This window comes from Streptomyces sp. NPDC014006, from assembly GCF_043088925.1.
Taxonomy (GTDB): Bacteria; Actinomycetota; Actinomycetes; order Streptomycetales; family Streptomycetaceae; genus Streptomyces.
The window spans coordinates 343936-358766 of the sequence record NZ_JBICAJ010000001.1 but is presented as its reverse complement, the minus strand read 5'-3'; the positions used below and the strand labels follow the sequence as shown (position 1 = coordinate 358766).

The following is a 14831-nucleotide window of genomic DNA, read 5'->3' as shown; positions in this document are numbered from 1 at the left end:
CGCCGGGGACGCTACCCGTTGGACGCCTCGCGTAGGGCCTGCAGCACTCGGGCCACCGCCGGCGCTTCCGTTGTTCCTCGGCGGGTCGCCGCCAGGACGTGGCGGACCGGGCTGTCCTCGGAGAGGTGGCGCATGGCCACGCCCGTTCGCGGGACCGCCGCCATGCGGGGGACCAGCGCCACCCCCATGCCCGCCTCCACCATCGCCAGGATCGCCGTCCAGCCGGACGCCGCGTGGCCCTGGGCGGGGCTGAAGCCGGCCGCCTCGCAGGCGGCGCGGGTGATGTCCGACCAGGGACCGCTGCCGCCGAAGATCCACGGCTCGGCCGCCAGGTCGGCCAGGCGGAGCGCCGGAGAGGAAGCCAGCGGGTGGTCCCGGGGCAGGGCCACGTCCAGGGGGTCGGCCAGCAGCGGCACCAGGTGGAAGCGGGTGTCGCGCGCGGTGGGCGCGTGGGCCGCCAGGGAGAGGGCCAGGTCGACGTCGCCGGCCGCGAGGAGGTCGTACGCCTCCGCCGCCTCCGCCTCGCGCACGCGGACGGTCACCCCCGGCGCCGACGTCCTCAGGCTGCGGACGGCCGGTACGACCAGCGCCGGTACGGCCGTGGAGAACGCGCCCACTCTCACCTCACCGGCCTCACCCTGGACGTAGGCCGTCAGTTCGCTCTCGGCGCGCCGGAGTTGTTCGAAGACGGCTTCCGTGTGCCGCAGTACCAGCCGGGCCGCCGCCGTCAGCCGCACCCGGCGCCCGTGGGCCTCCAGCAGGGGCACGCCGAGCTGCCGGGCGAGGTTGGTGAGCTGCTGGGAGACGGCCGACGGGGTCATCCGCAGGGCCTCGGCGGTCGCGGTGACCGTGCCCTCCTCCCTCAGGGTGCGCAGGATCTGCAGTTTCCGGATGTCCCAGTCGGCCATGGACGGCAACCTATCCGGCCGGGTGAGGGGGGCCGCGGTCAGCGGCGGGACGCGGCGCCCAGCATGACGCCGCCGAGGATCAGTGCCATGCACAGCACCTGGCAGGGGCCGATCGCCTCGCCGAGCAGCGCCCAGGACAGCAGGGCCACGCACACCGGCTGAAGGTAGTAGACGACTCCGGCGCGGCTCGCGCCGACCAGCGAAACCGCCTTGTTCCAGGCGAAGAAGGCGACGGCGGAGGACGCCACGCCGACGTAGAGGAGCGGCAGGACGGTGCCGGGGGTCAGGGGGAAGCCGCCCTGCACAGCCACGCTGGCCGCCTGTGCGGGGAGCAGCATCACCGTGCCGAGGAGGAAGGTGGTGAACAGGAAGGCCGTACCGTCGATGCCGGCGGGGCGGCGGCGCAGCAGGGCGCTGTAGGAGCCGAAGCAGCAGGCGGCGGCGATCATCCACAGGTCGCCGGTGGAGAAGGAGGCCGTGCCGCCGCGGCCGACGAGCAGCAGGACGCCCGCGCAGGCCAGGAGCAGTCCGGCGATGCGGCGCCCTCCGAGCCGTACGCCGCCCGCCCGTTCGTAGACCGCCATCAGGACCGGTGATGCGGCCATGATCATGCCCATGTTGGCGGCCGGGGTGGTCACGCCGGCCTGGTTGACGAGGGTGTTGTAGACGGTGATGCCGAGCAGCGAGGCGAGCAGGATGAAACCGAGGTGACGGCGGATCAGGTGCCGTTGCCGCCAGGCGCCGCGGGCGCCGAAGGGGGCGACCGCCCCAAGAGCGATCACCCAGCGCCAGAACGCGTGCTGCACGGGCGGCACGGTCTCGCCCAGGGCGCGTGAGGCGACGAAGCTGCCGGACCAGATGAGGGTGGCGACGACGGCGAAGGCGATCCCCAGGGTGGCGGCCCTGGGGATCGTGGTGGTGCGGGGTGAGGCGGTGCGGGTGACAGCGACGGTCACGAAGCTCCCTTCCTGGGATGGTGCCTCTACCGTCGCAGGGTGGCGCTTGTCAGGTCCATCGAAAGTTTCTGAGCGTTTTGTTCAGGTGAGCTGAACGGTCGGGGAGCGCGGTGTCCCAGCTGGCCCGCGAGGGTCGCGGTGAACGCCAGGGCCATGCCCGCCAGTTGCAGGGGCGTGAGGCTCTGGCCGAGCGCGGCCCATCCGACGATCGCCGCGGTCAGTGGGGAGAGCGGGCCGAGGAAGGTGACCTGGGTGGCGCTGAGGCGGCCGATGCCGCGGAACCACAGCCAGTAGCCGACGGCCGTGTTGGCGAGCGCCAGGTAGAGGTAGCCGCCGACCGCCGGGGCGTCCAGGGCGGGCGGGGCGCCCTCGACGAGGAAGGCGAGCGGGGCGATCAGCAGTCCGCCGGCCGTCAGCTGCCAGCCGGTCAGCGCCAGCGGTCCTACGCCTTCGGGGCGGCCCCACTTCTTCGTCAGGACGGTGCCGGCCGACATCGACGCGGTGGAGGCGAGCGCGGCGAGCACGCCGACCGTGTCGAGCGCGCCGGCCGCCTTCAGGACGACCAGGCTCACCCCGAACGCGGCGGCGGCCCCCGTGACCACGGACCGGACCGTGGGCCGCTGCCCGAGCAGCAGCGCGGACAGGCCGACCACGAACAGCGGGCCGATCGAGCCGACGACCGCGGCCATGCCGCCGGGCAGCCGGTAGGCGGACAGGAACAGCAGCGGGAAGAAGGCGCCGATGTTCAGCGCGCCGAGCACGGCCGCCTTGCCCCACCAGGTGCCGCGCGGCAGCACCCGGGTGAGGGCGAGCAGCAGCAGACCGGCGGGCAGGGCCCGCATCAGGCCGGTGAACAGCGGACGGTCGGGCGGCAGGAACTCGCTGGTGACGGCGTAGGTGGTGCCCCAGGACACCGGGGCGAGAGCGGTGAGCAGGACGGTGGTGGCGCGGGACATGGCTGTGTCTCCCGGGGGTTACGCCGCGGCCGGCGCGGTGGCGGTGGCGGTGCCGTGGACGACGGTTGCCGGGCGGGGCCGTACGGCCTCGGCGGGCAGGTGGCGCTCCACGCGGATCAGCAGGGCGGCGGCGACGGCCGAGGTGGCGATCAGGACCGCCCAGGGCAGCCGGCCGTCCGCCGCGAACAGGGTGGTGAACACGGAGGGCGCGACGGCCTTCGCCAGCGACCAGGAGATCTGGTAGGCGGCCATGTAGCGGCCGCGCGCCTCCTCGGGCGCCGCCGACACCGCGAGCACCTCGGCGGCGGGACTGTGGATCAGCTCGCCGAGCGTGTAGAGGACGATCACGGCGGTGAGGGCGGTGCCGAGCACCGGGCCGGAGGCGGGCCGCAGGGTGCCGAGCACGATCTGCGCGGCGAAGGCCGCCGAGAACAGGGTGCCGCCGAGGGCCGCGGCCCGGGTGCGCCGGGCACCGGCCCGCCGTACACGGCTGCCGACGTACACGCCGGCCAGCGCGCACAGCACGGTGTTGACCGTGAACGCGGAGCCGGTGAGCGCGGCGGGCGCGTGCAGCCACTCCAGCAGGAACAGCGGGAAGAGGATGGACAGGGCCGAGTAGCTGAGCGCATTGAGGAAGTTGGCGCCGGTCACGACGAGGAACGGCCGGTCGGCGAAGACCATCCGGTACCCGGCGCGACGCCGGGTGGTGGCGGACCGTAGCGGCTTCAGCGGGCGCAGCAGCAGCGCGGCCAGCGCGAAGGACAGAGCGTTGCCCCAGGCGGTGTAGGTGTAGCCGGTGGGACCCGCGAAGGCGATGACCAGCGAGGCGAGGAGCGCGCCGGCGCCGTTGCCGCCGTTCTGCAGGGCGCGGGTGGCCGCCTGCAGCCGGTCTCGGTCCGCGCCGCGGGCCACCTCGCCGACCAGGGCCTGCTGTGCTGCGGGGAAGGCGCGGTCGGCCGCCGCCGTGACCAGGGCGACGGCGGCGAACGCGGGCAGGGCGTGGGCGAAGGGGTACAGCGCGAACCCGGCGACCCGCACGCCGTACAGCACGTACTGCACGCGCTTGGCGCCGTACCGGTCGACGGCCGCCCCGGCGAGCGGGAGCGCTCCGAGGCCGATGAGCCCGGTGGCGGTGAGGACGGCGCCGACGACGGTGAAGGACAGTCCGGTCACGCTGTGGAAGAACACCAGCGTGAAGGGCACGTACAGACCGGTACCGACACCGTTGACGGCGGCGGCGACGGGCAGGGCCCACTGGCCCGGTTGACGATCCGGCTTCTTCACGGCGGTACCCCCTCGTGGCTTGCTTGGCAGGAAATAGCTTAGTCATAAGCTACTTATAGTCAAGCTACTTAGAGCAGAGCTACTTTCTTGCAACCCATCGGTGTGATGCGGATACTTCGGCCCATGACTGCGAAGCCTCAGCCGGGCTCTCTGCCACCGGCCCCCCGGGACCCGGTCGACACGATCATCGAGCAGTGGGCCGCCGTGCGGCCCGACCTCGACACCCGCGCGATGGAGGTCTTCGGCCGCATCTACCGGCTCGCGCGGACCATGGGCGACCGCATGGAGAAGGCGTACACCCCGTTCGGGATCTCCCGTGGCGAGTTCGACGTGCTGGCCACGCTGCGCCGCGCGGGCGAGCCGTACACCCTCTCACCGCGCCAGCTCTCGGCGACGCTGATGCTCACCACCGGCGGCATGACCGGCCGCCTCGACAAGCTGGAGCGCGCCGGCCTGCTGCGCCGCTCCCCCGACCCGCACGACCGCCGCGGGCTGCAGGTGACACTGACCGACGAGGGCCTGCGCCTGATCGACGAAGCCGTCGGCGCGGGCCTCGCCGTCCAGACGGAGGCCGTGTCGGCGGCCCTCGACGAGGAACAGGCCGGCCACCTGGCCGACCTGTTGCGGGAGTTGCTGGCGGGGACGCAGCGATCGGGGAGCTGACCGGCGCGCTCAGCCCACGTGGGCCGCGAGCGCGGCTTCGATCCCCGTCGGGGACGGCTCGTCCGAGGCCCAGGCCGCATAGCCGTCGGGGCGGACCAGGAGGGCGGTGCGGCGGGCGCTCGCCCAGTGGGTGACCGTCAGGCGGTCCTTGCGGGTGGCGCCGGGGTCGTGGGCGTCCGGGGTGATCAGGACGAAGCGGCCGTCGCGCAGGGCCTCGTTCAGGCGGCCGCCGCCGGCGAGGGCGACATCGGGTACGCGCGTGCCGGTCAGGGGGTGGGCGCCGCGCGGCGCGGGGTAGCGGTAACCGATGCCGGTGATCTGGCCGACGGCGCGGCGACGGGCGGGCGCGGTGTGGTCGAGCAGGACGGTCAGCGCGGCGCGCAGGGCGAGGGTCCAGGGGCGCTTGGCCATCGCCAGGCGGACGATGCCGCCGCTGCTGCGCAGCACGGACCTGCCGACGGGGTGGCGTTCGCTCTGGTAGGTGTCCAGCAGGGCGTCCGGGGCGTGGCCGTGCAGCACCTGGGCGAGCTTCCAGCCGAGGTTGGCCGCGTCCTGCAGTCCGGTGTTCATGCCCTGGCCGCCGGCCGGGGTGTGCACGTGCGCGGCGTCCCCGGCGAGGAAGACCCGGCCCACGCGGTAGGCGGGCGCCTGGCGTTCGTCGCTGTGGAAGCGCGACATCCAGCGTGCGTCGTGCATCCCGTAGTCCCGGCCGAGGGCGAGCCGGGTGATCTCCTTGACCTCCGCCAGGTCGAGGGGCGTGTCGTCGGGGACGTTGCGGCCCCGGTGCCAGCCGATGACCCGGTGGTAGCCGTCGCCGAACGGCGCGAGGAAGGCGAACGCGTCGCCGACGGCGTTGACCGTCAGCACGTTCGCCGGCTCCTCGGCCAGCCGTACGTCGGCCAGCACGACCGAGCGGATCGCACTGCGGCCGGGGAAGGACAGGCCGAGGGCCGCGCGTACGGCACTGCGCATACCGTCGGTGCCGACGACGTACGCCGCCCGGAGTTCCTCGCCGGCGCCGGTCGCGGTGCGGACCTCGGCCGTCACACCGTCCGCGTCCTGGGTGAGGCCGGTCAGCTCCGTCTCGTACCGGAAGTCCACGCCCGCCGCGACGGCCCGCTCCTGAAGGGCCTTCTCCACCTCGTACTGCGGGATGACCAGCAGGTGGTTGAAGCGGGAGGGGAGACCGGCGAGGTCGACGGTGAGGCGGCCGAAGAGGCGGAGACGGTCCAGGGGGCGGCCGACGGCTTCCAGGCCGTCGGCGAGTCCACGGGCGTCGAGCTGCTCCAGGGTGCGGGCATGCAGGACGAAGGCGCGGGAGAGGTTGCTGATCTTGCGCGGGCGCTTCTCGACGAGGGTGACGGGGACTTTGGCGGCGGCCAGGTCACCGGCCAGGAGCAGGCCGGTGGGGCCGGAGCCGACGACGACGATCTTTCCCGTGGTGCCGTTCATGGGGGCCTCCTGGGCGCCTGCGCTCACTCACCAACGCTTGTTGGCCAACGCTTGTTGACCAACGCTCGTTGACCAACGTAGAGCCGAGCCTCTGGGCTGTCAACGCTTGTTGGCCAACGGGTGTTGGCCTACGCTCGTTGACATGCAAGCAAGCACCTCCGGCACGCCCCGCCCCGGCACCCCGCGCTCCGACGCCACCCGGGCCGCCATCCTCGCCGCCGCCCGCGAGCGGTTCGCCGCCGACGGATACGAGCGGGCCACCATCCGGGCCATCGCCAAGGACGCCCGCATCGATCCGTCGATGGTGATGCGCTACTTCGGCAGCAAGGACGGCCTGTTCGCGGCGGCCGTGGCGATCGATCTGCGGCTGCCGGACGTGTCCCGGCTGCCGCGCGGTGAGGTCGGGCAGGCGCTGGTGCGCCACTTCCTCGGCCTGTGGGAGGAGAACGAGGAGCTGACCGCCATGCTGCGGGTGGGCGTCACCAACCCCGCCGGCGCCGAGCGGATGCAGGGCATCTTCCGCGACCAGTTCCTCCCGGTCGCCCGCCAAATCTGCCCCGATCCCGAGCAGACCCCGGCCCGTGCGGCGCTGGTCGCCAGCCAGATGCTCGGCCTCGCGCTCACCCGCTTCGTCCTGCGGCTGGAGCCGGCCGTCGCACTGGCCCGCGAGGAGGTCGTGGCCTGGCTGGCGCCGACCGTGCAGCGGTACCTGACCGCGCCGCACCCGTGACCCGCCGCGGACCCGCCGCGACCCGTGCGATGCCGGCAAGGGGCGCATTGACTCGTATGCCCGGGTCTGTGGCGTATACATAGGCGTAGGCATGGGCGGGGAAACCGTCGATCTCGGCGTCCTTCGTACCGGGGACGTCTGCCGTCGCGCCCGCTGGGTAGGGCTGCGGTAACCCGTTCCGACGCCGCACCCGGCGCACGCGACAAGGAGACCCCTGTGGCCGCATCGGCACACCTTCTGCTCTCGGCCCTGTCCAAACCCGGGCCGGAGGCCGCACTGCCCCGCCAGGCTCCGCCCCCGGACATCGAGTACGACACCGCTCTGGCCTGCGTCTTCAGTGCCGAGAGCGCCTGCGTCGAGGCCCCGCTGACCAGCGAACCTCCCCTGCCCGACGCCGAACCCCTGACCAGTGAGCCGCCCCTGTCCGACGCGGCGCCGCTCACCAGCGAGTCCGACGCGTCCCTGGACCCCGGCACCACGAGGCCGTAGATGACCGCACCCGCGCCGCACGCCGCCGCCCCGGACCCCGACCTGGCGCGCCTCGCCGAACTGCACGGCGTGGCGCCCTCCTACCAGCCCTCCCCGGACCGCACGGTGGCCGCGTCGCCGGCCGCGCTCGTCCGCGTGCTCGGCGCCCTCGGGGTGGACGCGAGCAGCCCCGCGGCCGTGGCCGCCGCGCTCGCCGCGCGGGAGCGGGAGCTGGCCGAACAGCTGCTGCCGCCGACGCTGGTGAGCTGGGACGGCGCCGTCCCCGAGACCCTGGCCGCACTGCCGCCGGGCACTCAGGTCGAGCTGTTCACCGAGCAGGGCGAGACGCGTCCCGACCTGCACGTGCTGCCGCACGGTGTGCACCGGCTGACCGCCACCGCGCCCGACGGCCGCCGGGCGAGCGCGCACCTCGTCGTGGCCCCGCCCCGGCTGCCCACGCCCACCGCCCGCTCGTACGGACTGCTGGTGCAGCTGTACTCGCTGCTGTCCCGGCGCTCGTGGGGCATGGGCGACCTCGGTGACCTCGGCGAACTGGCGGCCTGGGCGGGGCGGGCGCTGGGCGCCGGGTTCGTGCAGGTCAACCCGTTGCATGCGGCCGTACCGGGCGCGCCGACCGACCCCTCGCCGTACCGGCCGTCGTCCCGCCGCTTCCCCGACCCGGTGCATCTGCGGGTGGAGGACGTCCCGGAGTACGCCTACGCCGACGACCACGGCGCTCTGCACGGTCTGCTCCAGCGGGCGGCGGGGCTGCGCGAGGCGGTGCTGGACAAGGGCGCGCTGATCGACCGGGACGCGGTGTGGGAGCTGAAGCGCGCCGCTCTGGAGACGGTGCGGCAGGTGCCGCTCGGTCCGGGCCGGCGGGCCGCCTACGCCGACTTCCTCGCCGAGCAGGGGCAGGCCCTGGAGGACCACGCGACGTGGTGCGCGCTGGCGGAGGTGCACGGCTCGGACTGGAGCCACTGGCCTGAGGAGCTGCGCGATCCCCGGTCGGCCGAGACGGCACACGCGCGTGCGGAGCTGAGGGACCGGGTGGACTTCCACAGCAATCTCGCCTGGCTGACCGACGCCCAGCTGCGGGCCGCGCAGCGGGCGGCGCGGGACGCCGGGATGGACGTGGGCGTGGTGCACGACCTGGCGGTCGGGGTGCATCCGCAGGGCGCGGACGCGTGGGCGCAGCAGGAGTTCTTCGCCGCGGGGATGTCGGTGGGGGCGCCGCCGGACGCGTTCAACGCGCGCGGGCAGGACTGGGGGCTGCCGCCGTGGCGGCCGGACCGGCTGGCCGCGTCGGGGTACGCGCCTTACCGGGATCTGCTGCGGTCGCTGTTCCGGTACGCGGGGGCGCTGCGCATCGACCATGTGATGGGGCTGTTCCGGCTGTGGTGGGTGCCGCAGGGCGAGGCGCCGACGGAAGGCGCGTACGTCCGCTACGACGCCGAGGCGATGCTGGCGGTGCTGGTGCTGGAGGCGTCCCGGGCCGGCGCGGTGGTGGTCGGCGAGGACCTCGGCACGGTGGAGCCCGGGGTGCGCGAGGCGCTGCGTCAGCGCGGGGTGCTGGGCACGTCGGTGCTGTGGTTCGAGCGGGACTGGACGGGCGACGGGCGTCCGCTGCCGCCGGAGCGCTGGCGCGCGGACTGTCTGGCGACGGCGACGACGCACGATCTGCCGCCGACTGCGGCCCGGCTCACAGGTGAGCACGTGGACCTGCGGGAGCGGCTGGGCCTGCTGACGCGTCCGCTGGAGGTGGAGCGGGAGGAGGCGGCGGCGGACACCGGCGAGTGGCTGGCGGTGCTGGCCCGGCTGGGGATGCTGCGCGGGGCAGGCGGTACCGACGTGTCGTCGGAGGAGGCGGAGATCCAGGCGGTGCACCGGTTCCTGCGGCGCACACCGGCCCGGCTGGTCGGGGTGTGGCTGCCGGACGGCGTCGGGGACCGGCGCCCGCAGAACCTGCCGGGAACCTGGGACCAGTACCCCAACTGGCGGCTGCCGGTCGCGGACGCGACGGGCCGGCCGGTGACACTGGAGGAACTGGCCGCCTCGCCGCGGCTGCGCGCGCTGATCGAGGCGGTGCGGGCCGAGCCGTGAGCCCCGTACGGCACCCCGGCCGCGCGGCCCTCGGAGGCGTTCGCTACTTTGGCACCGTGGACAAGAAGAACGCCCTGCGCGCCGGCGCCCTGGCCGCCGGTACGACGCTGATGATGCTGCTCATGTCGTCTCCCGCGCTCGCGCTGACGCGCGACGACGGTGACGACCCCGGCAAGGGCCTCAGTGTCGGTGAGACGCTGGGCCTGTACGTGTTCACCCCGCTGGTGATCTTCGCGGTGATCACGGGCCTGGTGATGGTCCTGGACCGCTCCAAGATCCGCGTGTCGAAGCCGAAGGCGCGCGTCTGACGAACGCCCCGTGAAAAACCCGGCCGCACTCCGCGGCCGGGTTTTCGCATGGCCTTTTTTCGGGCCACTATTCACTCAGTACATGTAGCGAGTACATACTGATCTGCATGAGCACCCGCCACGTCCTGCTGGGGCTGCTCGCTTCCGGGCCGGGCCATGGCTACGACCTCAAGCGACGCCACGACGAGCGCTTCCCGCAGGGCCGCCCCCTCGCCTACGGGCAGGTCTACACGACCCTGCAACGCCTGGTCCGCGACGGTCTCGCGGCCGTGGAGGGCACCGACTCCGACGGCGGTCCCGAGCGCACGACGTACCGGGCGACCCCGGACGGCGAGGCCGAGCTGGCCCGCTGGGCGGCCGAGGTCGCGCCGCCGGCGCCGTTCGTCGCGAACGAGATCTTCGCCAAGGTGGTCGTGGCGATCCTGTCCGGCGGCGACCCGGCGGCCTATCTGCGGGCGCAGCGCGCCGCGCACATGGCCCGGATGCGGGAGCTGACGGCCGTGAAGACCGCGCCGGGCGCCGACCTGGCGAGCGTGCTATCGGCGGACTACGCCCTCAACCACCTCGACGCCGACCTCCGCTGGATGACCACCACCGCGGACCGGCTCACCCATCTGACCGCGGAGGTCGACACGGCATGAACGCCAAGGGGGAAGACACGGCGGCGCTGCTGGCGGCCCGTGACCTGGTCAAGACGTACGGCAGGACACCGGCCCTGCGTGGCGCCGGTCTCGAGCTGCACGCCGGGGAGATCCTCGCGGTGACCGGGGCGAGTGGCAGCGGCAAGTCCACGCTGCTGCACTGTCTGGCCGGGATCGTCCGGCCCGACGCGGGGTCGGTGGTCTACGACGGCCGGCGTCTGGAGCAACAGCCGGAGCGACGGCTCGGTGAGCTGCGGCGGACGGAGTTCGGGGTGGTGTTCCAGTTCGCGCAGCTGATCCCGGAGCTGACCGTGCTGGACAACGTGGCGCTGCCCCTGCTGCTGGGGGGCCTCGCGCGGACGGCGGCCCGGGAGCGAGCGGGCGCGTGGCTGGAGCGGTTCGGGGTGTGCGGGCAGGGCGAGCTGCGCCCCGGTGAGCTGAGTGGCGGTCAGGCGCAGCGGGCGGCGCTGGCGCGGGCGCTGGTGACGGGGCCGCGGATCGTGTTCGCGGACGAGCCGACGGGGGCGCTGGACTCGCTGGCGAGTGAGCAGGTGATGACGGCGCTGGTGCACACCGCGCGGGAGACGGGCGCGGCGGTGCTGCTGATCACGCACGACGCGCAGACGGCAGCCTACGCGGACCGTGAGGTGCGGCTGAGCGACGGCGCCGTCTCGGGCCTGGGGGTGAGCGCGTGAGCGACCACGGGGCCATGGCGGGGCTGGGCACGGATCCGCGGCGGGATCGCGGGGGCGCGCCCGGGTTCGGGACCGATCTGCGGTTGGCCTGGGCGCTGACGCGGGGGTCGGACCGGCGGGAGTGGTGGCGGTGGGGCCTGACCGCGTTGGGGGCGGTGCCGGCGACGGCGTTCGCGCTGGCGGCGGCCGTCCTCGGCGGACTGCGCGGCGGGCATGACGTGCCCATGGGCGGGGGTCTGCTGAACCAGCCGGGCACCCGCTCGGGGGTGATCGTCGCTCTGCTCCTGCTGCTGGTGCCGGTGCTGGGATTCCTCGGACAGTGCGCCCGGATCGGCGCCGTGCACCGCGACCGGCGGCTGGCGGGGCTGCGGCTGGCCGGGGCGACTGCGGGGCAGGTGCGCCGGATCGCGGCGCTGGAGACGGGTCTGGCCTGTCTGCTGGGCTCGGTGCTCGTGACGGCCGTCGCCGTGCCGGTGCTGGCGGCGGGCTGGACGGACGCGCCCGCCCGGGTCTGGGCCGCGGTCGTCGTGGTGGCGGTCGGGGTGCCGGTGCTGGGAGCGGGGGCGGGAGCCCTGGCGCTGCGCCGGGTGGTGGCCTCGCCGCTGGGCTGGGTGCGGCGGGTGCGGCAGCGCACCGGGCGCGGTCCGGCCCTGGCGTTCCTGGCCGGGCCGGCGCTGGTGGCGCTGATGGCCGTCGCGGCCGTGACGGGCACGGGCGGCACATCGCCGTGGCGGGCGTACGCCGAGGGGCCGCTGCTGGTGTCCGGGCTGCTTCTCGCGGTGGGTGCGGGAGCGGTGTGGCTGAGCGGTGCCACGGCCCGGCTGACGGGACGGCTGCTCGCCCCGCGTGCGCGGTCGGCGGCGGCGCTGATCGCGGCGGAGCGGCTGCGGGACGACCCGTGGGCGGCGGCGCGGACCCATGCCGCGGTGCTGCTGGTGACGGTGGCCGGCACCGGCTTCGTCGGCGTGCGGCAGGCGCTGCTGGCCGAGCTGCGCCGGATGAGCCGGGAGGGCAGCCTCGGATCGGGCGTCGGGTACTACACCGGCGGCCTGAACCTCACCGCCGCCGCACTCGCCGTCGCCCTGGTGATCACCCTGTCCGGCCTGGCCGTCGGCACCGCCGAGTCGGTGGCCACCCGGCGCCGGGGCCTGGCCGCGCAGACGGCGGCCGGTGTGCCGCGCGCGGTGCTCGGACGCGCGTTGTTGCTGGAGACGGCGCTGCCGCTCGCTCCGGCGGTGCTCCTGGCGGGCGCGGGCGGCATGACGGTCGGCACCTGGTACGCCGCGCTCACCACCGGCCCGGGTGCCCCCACGGTGCCGTACGCGGCGCTGCTGGTGCCGGTGGCCGTCTACGCCGTGTGCCTGCTGGCGGCGGCCACGGCTCTACCGCTGCTGCGACGCACGGCCGACCCGGCCCAGCTGCGCTACGTGTGACGGCCGGGCAGCGCGCGGTCGGCCGGTACGCGTGATCGCGAGGGCAGGGCACGGCCCGGCGGCACGCCGGGCCGCCGCCGTGCGGATGGGCCGCCCGAGCGGCCGTCCCGGGGGCGCAGGGGACTCCCGGGGCGGCGGCCCGGCCCGGATGCCGGCCGCCCCGGCGGCGTCCGACCCCGCCGGGGCGGCCGGCACCGCCAGGACGGCCGGTACCGCCAGGACGGTCGGTGCCGTCGGGTGGCGGCTTGCGGCCGGTGGACGGGCGAGGCCCGGATCGGGGTCAGGCGGAGATGCCGTCGATCCGGGCCAGGGCGTCGTCCGCGCCGAACGGCTGCAGGTAGGGCAGCCAGCGTGGATCCCTGTGGCCCGTGCCGATGATGCGCCAGGCCAGCCCGGTCGGCGGCGCCGGTTTGTGGCGCAGCCGCCAGCCCAGTTCGATCAGGTGGCGGTCGGCCTTGACGTGGTTGCAGCGGCGGCAGGAGGCCACCACGTTGTCCCAGACGTGCTTGCCACCGCGCGAGCGCGGGATGACGTGGTCGACGCTGGTTGCGACGCCACCGCAGTACATGCACCGGCCCCCGTCCCGGGCGAACAGCGCCCGACGGGTCAGAGGAACGGGCCCCCGGTAGGGAACCCGCACGAATCGCTTGAGCCGGACCACGCTGGGTGCGGGGACGGTGACGGTTGCGCTGTGCAGAAAGGCGCCGGACTCCTCGAGGCAGACTGCCTTGTTCTCGAGGACGAGGACGAGCGCGCGGCGGAGCGGTACGACGCCGAGCGGCTCGTACGACGCGTTGAGGACCAGGACATGCGGCACGGATGCCTCCTTGTACGCCGGCGGCGCGTGGCTCGCGCCGGGACGATCCGTAGTCAGTCTCCCCTCATGCCTGGTGGCGGCGCCACCATGTCCCGGTAACGGGCTGGGAGTGTTTTCGACCACATCTGGTTCATCCCCCGGGCCGCGACCGGTTCAAGCCCAGGTGAGCACGGTCTCTCCTTGCGGCATCCGGCGGATGCACACACCATGCCCCGTTAGTGTGGTGCTCCTGCCCTCCGGTGACCTTTCCGTGACCTTGACGACCGGGACCACCGTCCCGTGCCCGGGGGCAGACCGCTGCACCTGGAGGTATCCGCCGTGTCCTTGCCCGCCGTCCTACTGGCCGCCGGTCCCTCGCCGTCGCCGTCCGGTTCCCAGACGCCGTCGGTGACCGTTCCCACGCTCCAGGACGCGCAGGAGAGCGCGACGAACGCGGCGAGCTGGATCGAGCAGAACTGGTCGACGTGGCTCGCGATCGGCCTGCGCGTGCTGCTGATCCTGGTGATCGCGACGGTGCTGCGGGTGGCGGTGCGGCGGGCGATCACCAAGCTCATCGACCGGATGACCCGTACGGTCCAGGCGGTGGACGGCACCGCGCTCGGCGGCCTGCTGGTGAACGCCGAGCGCCGCCGCCAGCGCTCGCAGGCGATCGGCTCGGTGCTGAGGTCGGTGGCGTCGTTCCTGATCCTCGGCACCGCCGCGCTGATGGTGCTGGCCACCTTCGACATCAATCTCGCCCCGCTGCTGGCCTCCGCCGGTGTCGCGGGCGTGGCGATCGGTTTCGGCGCGCGCAACCTGGTCACGGACTTCCTGTCCGGCGTGTTCATGATCCTGGAGGACCAGTACGGGGTCGGCGACACGATCGACGCGGGTGTCGCGTCGGGCGAGGTGATCGAGGTCGGCCTGCGCGTGACGAAGCTGCGCGGCGACAACGGCGAGATCTGGTACGTCCGCAACGGCGAGGTCAAGCGCATCGGCAACCTCTCGCAGGGCTGGGCGACGGCCGGGGTGGACGTCACCGTCAAGACGTCGGAGGACCTGGACCGGGTGAAGGCCACCCTCGACGCGGTCGCCGAGACGATGGGCAAGGAAGAACCCTGGAACGAGCTGCTGTGGAGCCCGATCCAGGTGCTCGGCCTGGACAGCCTGCTGATCGACTCCATGGTCGTCCGGGTCTCCGCCCGGACCATGCCGGGCAAGTCCCTCACGGTGGAGCGGGAGCTGCGCTGGCGCATCAAGCGCGCCTTCGACGCCGCCGACATCCGCATCGTCGGCGGTGCGACGGCTCCCGCGGAGGATGAGGTTCCGGACCCGTCGGCCTCGGTCGCCGCCCCGTCCGCGTTCGCCAACTCCACCTCCGCGCAGGCCCAGGCGGCCACGCCGCTCGTCCCGCCGCCGAGCAGTTCGAAGTAACCGC

15 protein-coding genes are annotated in these 14831 nt (G+C 74.1%); 9 read left to right on the top strand and 6 right to left on the bottom strand.

All coding sequences use genetic code 11. From position 1 onward, the window contains the following. Positions 1-11 precede the first annotated feature (11 nt). The 4 genes from ACF1GV_RS01630 to ACF1GV_RS01615 are packed head-to-tail and all read right to left on the bottom strand — an operon-like array spanning position 12 to position 4104. Positions 12-908 (bottom strand): LysR family transcriptional regulator, encoded by an 897-nt coding sequence (locus ACF1GV_RS01630; protein WP_391676873.1) that lies wholly within the window; start codon positions 906-908, stop codon positions 12-14. 38 nt (positions 909-946) lie between these two features. Next, a complete protein-coding gene (locus ACF1GV_RS01625) occupies positions 947-1864 on the bottom strand; it encodes a DMT family transporter (protein WP_391676871.1) in 918 nt (305 codons plus the stop codon). Between the two features lie 26 nt (positions 1865-1890). Beyond that, on the bottom strand, positions 1891-2820 hold the full coding sequence (locus tag ACF1GV_RS01620; protein ID WP_391676869.1) for an EamA family transporter: 930 nt from the start codon (positions 2818-2820) through the stop codon (positions 1891-1893). Between the two features lie 18 nt (positions 2821-2838). Further along, positions 2839-4104 carry an MFS transporter gene (locus tag ACF1GV_RS01615; RefSeq protein WP_391676868.1) on the bottom strand — a complete coding sequence of 422 codons (1266 nt, stop codon included), beginning with the start codon at positions 4102-4104 and terminating at the stop codon, positions 2839-2841. Between the two features lie 123 nt (positions 4105-4227). Here ACF1GV_RS01615 and ACF1GV_RS01610 point away from each other — a divergent pair, with 123 nt between their 5' ends. Then, on the top strand, positions 4228-4767 hold the full coding sequence (locus tag ACF1GV_RS01610; protein WP_391676867.1) for a MarR family winged helix-turn-helix transcriptional regulator: 540 nt from the start codon (positions 4228-4230) through the stop codon (positions 4765-4767). A 9-nt stretch (positions 4768-4776) separates the two neighbouring features. Here ACF1GV_RS01610 and ACF1GV_RS01605 read toward each other — a convergent pair whose 3' ends face one another. Further along, a complete protein-coding gene (locus ACF1GV_RS01605; protein ID WP_391676865.1) occupies positions 4777-6219 on the bottom strand; it encodes an FAD-dependent monooxygenase in 1443 nt (480 codons plus the stop codon). A 142-nt stretch (positions 6220-6361) separates the two neighbouring features. On the opposite strand from ACF1GV_RS01605, the gene ACF1GV_RS01600 reads away from it, so the two are divergent. The 7 genes from ACF1GV_RS01600 (at position 6362) to ACF1GV_RS01570 (ending at position 12597) form a co-directional block, all read left to right on the top strand. Continuing rightward, the gene (locus ACF1GV_RS01600; RefSeq protein ID WP_391676863.1) at positions 6362-6949 is read left to right on the top strand and encodes a TetR family transcriptional regulator; all 588 of its coding nucleotides are present in this window, start codon (positions 6362-6364) and stop codon (positions 6947-6949) included. A 216-nt stretch (positions 6950-7165) separates the two neighbouring features. Next, a complete protein-coding gene (locus ACF1GV_RS01595; protein ID WP_363264789.1) occupies positions 7166-7438 on the top strand; it encodes a hypothetical protein in 273 nt (90 codons plus the stop codon). Further along, complete coding sequence (gene malQ / locus ACF1GV_RS01590) at positions 7439-9520, top strand: 4-alpha-glucanotransferase (protein WP_391676861.1); 2082 nt, start codon at positions 7439-7441, stop codon at positions 9518-9520. A 56-nt stretch (positions 9521-9576) separates the two neighbouring features. After that, positions 9577-9828, top strand: coding sequence for a hypothetical protein (locus ACF1GV_RS01585; protein WP_363264791.1), 252 nt, complete (start codon positions 9577-9579; stop codon positions 9826-9828). Positions 9829-9935: 107 nt separating this feature from the next. Beyond that, positions 9936-10469: a PadR family transcriptional regulator gene (locus tag ACF1GV_RS01580; RefSeq protein WP_391676859.1), complete on the top strand. Its 534-nt coding sequence runs from the start codon at positions 9936-9938 to the stop codon at positions 10467-10469. Next, on the top strand, positions 10466-11164 hold the full coding sequence (locus ACF1GV_RS01575) for an ABC transporter ATP-binding protein (RefSeq protein ID WP_391676858.1): 699 nt from the start codon (positions 10466-10468) through the stop codon (positions 11162-11164). Before ACF1GV_RS01580 ends, ACF1GV_RS01575 begins: the two co-directional genes overlap by 4 nt. A gap of 14 nt (positions 11165-11178) precedes the next feature. Then, complete coding sequence (locus tag ACF1GV_RS01570) at positions 11179-12597, top strand: ABC transporter permease (RefSeq protein WP_391678441.1); 1419 nt, start codon at positions 11179-11181, stop codon at positions 12595-12597. Positions 12598-12877: 280 nt separating this feature from the next. On the opposite strand, the gene ACF1GV_RS01565 is transcribed toward ACF1GV_RS01570, so the two are convergent. Continuing rightward, on the bottom strand, positions 12878-13414 hold the full coding sequence (locus tag ACF1GV_RS01565; RefSeq protein WP_363264795.1) for an HNH endonuclease: 537 nt from the start codon (positions 13412-13414) through the stop codon (positions 12878-12880). A 318-nt stretch (positions 13415-13732) separates the two neighbouring features. Between ACF1GV_RS01565 and ACF1GV_RS01560 the strand changes: the two genes are divergently transcribed. Continuing rightward, complete coding sequence (locus tag ACF1GV_RS01560; RefSeq protein WP_391676857.1) at positions 13733-14827, top strand: mechanosensitive ion channel family protein; 1095 nt, start codon at positions 13733-13735, stop codon at positions 14825-14827. Positions 14828-14831: the final 4 nt, after the last annotated feature.

Coding starts and splice junctions, on each gene's coding strand:
- ACF1GV_RS01630 (WP_391676873.1), bottom strand. CDS start 908: ATGGCCGACTGGGACATCCGGAAACTGCAGATCCTGCGCACCCTGAGG.
- ACF1GV_RS01620 (WP_391676869.1), bottom strand. CDS start 2,820: ATGTCCCGCGCCACCACCGTCCTGCTCACCGCTCTCGCCCCGGTGTCC.
- ACF1GV_RS01610 (WP_391676867.1), top strand. CDS start 4,228: ATGACTGCGAAGCCTCAGCCGGGCTCTCTGCCACCGGCCCCCCGGGAC.
- ACF1GV_RS01605 (WP_391676865.1), bottom strand. CDS start 6,219: ATGAACGGCACCACGGGAAAGATCGTCGTCGTCGGCTCCGGCCCCACC.
- ACF1GV_RS01600 (WP_391676863.1), top strand. CDS start 6,362: ATGCAAGCAAGCACCTCCGGCACGCCCCGCCCCGGCACCCCGCGCTCC.
- malQ (WP_391676861.1), top strand. CDS start 7,439: ATGACCGCACCCGCGCCGCACGCCGCCGCCCCGGACCCCGACCTGGCG.
- ACF1GV_RS01580 (WP_391676859.1), top strand. CDS start 9,936: ATGAGCACCCGCCACGTCCTGCTGGGGCTGCTCGCTTCCGGGCCGGGC.
- ACF1GV_RS01575 (WP_391676858.1), top strand. CDS start 10,466: ATGAACGCCAAGGGGGAAGACACGGCGGCGCTGCTGGCGGCCCGTGAC.
- ACF1GV_RS01570 (WP_391678441.1), top strand. CDS start 11,179: ATGGCGGGGCTGGGCACGGATCCGCGGCGGGATCGCGGGGGCGCGCCC.